This window comes from Acinetobacter brisouii (assembly GCF_008993995.1).
GTDB lineage: Bacteria > Pseudomonadota > Gammaproteobacteria > Pseudomonadales > Moraxellaceae > Acinetobacter > Acinetobacter brisouii_A.
On record NZ_BKNN01000129.1, the window covers coordinates 1 to 3,866 of the forward strand.

The following is a 3,866-nucleotide window of genomic DNA, read 5'->3' on the forward strand; positions in this document are numbered from 1 at the left end:
TGAGTATTATCAATATATTGAGGCATACGCCTTTAGAGTCGGCAGGTAATTTGCCTAGACATTTAGAGCATTTATTAGAAAGTTCAAAAATGTATGTATTACCTGAAAAAAGGCATAGGCTGTGTCCAAGAGTAGTTAAAGCAAAACCTGCAAAATATCCAAAGAAAAAATGCCAATCAGCTTAACTGACTGGCATTAGCTTTTATAGCGGCTTTTTTATTACTGATATTTCACCATCAATAAACTTTGCGAGTTCAATGCATATTTGATTGAGCTAAATCGCTTTTTTATATATCTTTTTGATTTTTCTGACACGGTATTCAAATAAACTCCAATTTGCTGAGAGATAAGCAGAAAAAGGGTACAAGTCATCATAAAAGAAGCCGCACTAAACAGATATCACTTAATTTTGAGACTTACCATTTTGCAGCTAAAAGTAAATTATCTGTTGTCTGTTTGGATTTTTAAGTTGTTACTGCCTTGAAAATAACAATGCCTAATATCAGACATTAGGCATTGGGTTGGTTGTTTATTTAGTGCGTTTAAATCGCGATAGCAGGCTTAGAATGACACCATCTTGCCTGGATTCATCATGGCACCTAAACCATAAGCACCTTTCGCCATAGGAATGACTAATGGCGCTAATGCACGCCCAAACGTAATGTCTTTATGCTGGATTTGTGTGAGCATTTCAAAATCCTTGGCGTGCCCAACAAAATCATCTGCAATGGCTTTACCAATTCTGACAGTTTGAGCGACACCGTGACCACTCCAACCATGCACGGCATAGATTGGGAACTTTTCGCCAAATTTGCGACTGTCCGTTGCGCCATTTACGGTTAAATCTGTCGTCCCACTCCAGACAAAGTCGAGTTCCACCTGTTTAAGTTGCGGGAAAACGCTATTTATACGTCCTAATAGGTATTGATAGGTTTTTTCAGGGCTCCAGCAACTTCCAGTGCCTTGACCACCAAAAAGCAAACGATTTTTGCTGACACCACGATAATAATCGATCTGGAACTGTGTGTCGTAGACAGGATGATCACTGGGTAATAGCTCAGTTAAATCGACTTCGAGCGGTGCAGTTGTACAGACATAGGTGTAAAAAGGAATGGTGGTCTGATTATGCTGTGGCAGCAATTTAAATGAGGCATGATGCACGCCAATCACAACACTCTTACGCGCTTTAATCGTGCCATTTGCTGTATGTACATAAATTCCATCATCACGTTCTTCAATTTCAGTTACTTCAGTACGCTCATAGATCGTTCCGCCATTTTGCAAGAAGCCGTAAGCAATGCCGCGATTGAGTGCTAATGGATGAATATGCCCACCTAAACTATCCATCAGTCCACCAAAATAGCTTTTCGATTTGACGTGATCGAATAATTCATGTTTGCCCACGACACGGGTATGATTTTCACCTAGATATTTACGGGCATCTGAGCCTTGTGTCAGTGCTACCAGATGTCCTTCATGTACAGCGGCGGTAATGTGCCCACGTTTACGTTGCAAGTCGAGTTGATATTTTGCAGCGATGTTGTCAATCAGTTGCATGGCTTCAACGGAAGTAAAATTCCAGAGACGTTTGGCATCTTCATGACTGAAATGTTCGATCATCTCTTCGGCTTCCCAACGCGCAAGCCCTGGCGTAAGTTGACCGCCATTACGACCTGATGCAGCACTACCAATACGATCTTTGTCGAGCAAAATGGTTTCTACGCCTTGTTCAGCAAGGTGAAGGGCGGTAGATGAACCCAAAAGTCCAGCACCAATGACCACAACATCGCATTCTGTATGGGTTTCTAGCGCATCAAAGGTATGCCATTCTGCTAAAGAGCTTTCGTAATAGTTGGCTGGGCTTTCAATTTGCCCATGTTTAGGGTTAATCCAGTTCCAGTCTTTGCCGTTAAGTTGATTGATACTGACTTTAAATTCAACATCATTCAGCAAGGTTGGTTTGTTGACCAGTTTTTGCATTTTCATACTCACTTGACTTGATTAATAGGCACTTTCAATCGCAATAGATTGTTTACGTGCCTTTTTATAGATAAAGAACATGATGCCAATACAGAGCCATGTGCCACCAAACGTCAGTGCGGATTTTTCAAGATTCATCCATAAACAGACAATTGCAGCCACAGAGATCAGCGGAAGAATGGCATTGAAGAAAAGATTTTTGAGTCCTTGGCGCTCTTTGTTACGTACATAAAATTGCATAAAGACTGAGAAATTCACCGCAGTAAATGCAACCAAAGCACCAAAACTGATTAAGCTCACGACTTGCGCAAGATCAAGAAAAATGGCACTCAGAGAGACGAGACCGATGAACAGGGTGGCGTATAAAGGCGTGCCGAAGCGTGGGTGAATGCTGCCTAGGGTCTTTTTATGGAAAATACCATCACGGCCCATAATATAAATCAGACGTGACGCACTCGCATGGCTCGCTAAACCAGAAGCAACGGTATTCATGATTTGACCTGTTAAGAAAATAGATTGAAATAATGCTCCACCGACATATATGACAATTTCAGGAAGCGCTTCATCTGGATGTTTGAATTGAGCATTGGTCGGGAAGTACAGTTGGATAAACCATGCTGCTGTAAAGAAAATCACACCACCGATCAGCGTGGTGAGCATGACCGCACGGGGAATATTACGTTTAGGATCTTTGGTTTCATGTGAAAGGGTTGTGACCGCATCGAATCCTAGGAATGAGAAACAGAGAATAGATGCACCTGCAATCAGGGGTAAAATATGTGTATTTCCATGGACTAATGGTGCAAGTGTTAGCACATGCTCGTAACCTTGAGTGGTTCCAATACCATGAATAACAAGATACACAAAGAATACCATTAACAGTACAGGTGCTAATACAAAGATGAGGCTTAGATTGGCTAAAAGGTTGACTCTAAAACAGTTAATGAGTGTGACCACACCAGCTGCAACCAGTACCCATGCCCAGTAAGGCACACTTGGAATAATCGCTTCCAGATAAATACCGCAGAGTAGTGCATTGATGAGTGGTAAGAGAATGTAGTCGAGCAGAGAACACCAACCAACAAAGAACCCAAGCGATGATCCACAACTTTCAGCAGTGTACGTATATGCTGAGCCTGGTTTTTCAGAAACACGGCTAAAGCGGGCATAGCTAAAAGCAGTTAGCAACATAGCGACCAATGCAAACAAATAAGCAAGGGGAACATGCCCTTCAGTTGTTCCTGAAACGATACCAAAAGTATCAAATACAGTCATTGGGGTCATGTATGCAACGCCTATGACGATCACTTGCCAAAGTGATAGTTTTTTTAAATGAACTTCATCTTGCAGCATAATCTAATCCTTGTAACAATAATAATCCCTGTAGGGAATATATAACCATATTTTTATTTGTGCATAAAGTGTGCCATTAATATTTTTTTTGAGAGGGTTAATATGCCGAAATATACAATTGAAATTAGAAAAGCTGCATTAGAAGCTTATCGAAAAACAGATTATAAAGTTGCTGTATGTAAACAATTTAATATCTCTAGAGTAACTTTAGATGCATGGATTAAGCTCGAAGAGGAGACGGGGAGTTTGCAACCAAAGCCAAGTAAAAAACGTGGTGCACCGTCGCATATTAGAGACTGGGAAGCTTTCCAGAATTTTATAAAAAAACATAAATTTCAAAATATTAGTGACTTAATTCCATTATTCGAACAAGAGTTCGGCTACAGTGTTTCTTATGCTGTTTTAGTTCGTGCAATCCATGTTTTAGGACTTCGTCGCCGTCGTGGCAGGTTCTATGCATAAGTAAAATTTGTACAGATGAATTGATTTATATAAATATAAAAATGTCTATTTTAAATGGTAATAAAGTAAAG

General features: G+C 40.4%; 3 protein-coding genes and 1 pseudogene. 2 read left to right on the plus strand and 2 right to left on the minus strand.

Annotated elements, in window-relative coordinates; genetic code table 11:
* Window positions 1-185 (plus strand): annotated as a pseudogene (locus tag GBN19_RS15995) (IS4 family transposase); the annotation flags it as partial.
* Between the two features lie 376 nt (window positions 186-561).
* Here the strand turns inward: GBN19_RS15995 and GBN19_RS15035 are convergent.
* Window positions 562-1,980, minus strand: a complete 1,419-nt coding sequence (locus GBN19_RS15035; RefSeq protein ID WP_151778659.1) for an NAD(P)/FAD-dependent oxidoreductase — start codon at window positions 1,978-1,980, stop codon at window positions 562-564.
* Window positions 1,981-2,001: 21 nt separating this feature from the next.
* A complete protein-coding gene (locus tag GBN19_RS15040) occupies window positions 2,002-3,333 on the minus strand; it encodes an APC family permease (RefSeq protein ID WP_151778660.1) in 1,332 nt (443 codons plus the stop codon).
* Window positions 3,334-3,435: 102 nt separating this feature from the next.
* Between GBN19_RS15040 and GBN19_RS15045 the strand changes: the two genes are divergently transcribed.
* Window positions 3,436-3,795, plus strand: a complete 360-nt coding sequence (locus GBN19_RS15045) for a helix-turn-helix domain-containing protein (protein ID WP_151778661.1) — start codon at window positions 3,436-3,438, stop codon at window positions 3,793-3,795.
* Window positions 3,796-3,866 lie beyond the last annotated feature (71 nt).

What these genes read in the sequence shown, in the direction of transcription:
- GBN19_RS15035 (WP_151778659.1), bottom strand. Translation starts at nt 1,980, where the DNA reads ATGCAAAAACTGGTCAACAAACCAACCTTGCTGAATGATGTTGAATTT.
- GBN19_RS15040 (WP_151778660.1), bottom strand. Translation starts at nt 3,333, where the DNA reads ATGCTGCAAGATGAAGTTCATTTAAAAAAACTATCACTTTGGCAAGTG.
- GBN19_RS15045 (WP_151778661.1), top strand. Translation starts at nt 3,436, where the DNA reads ATGCCGAAATATACAATTGAAATTAGAAAAGCTGCATTAGAAGCTTAT.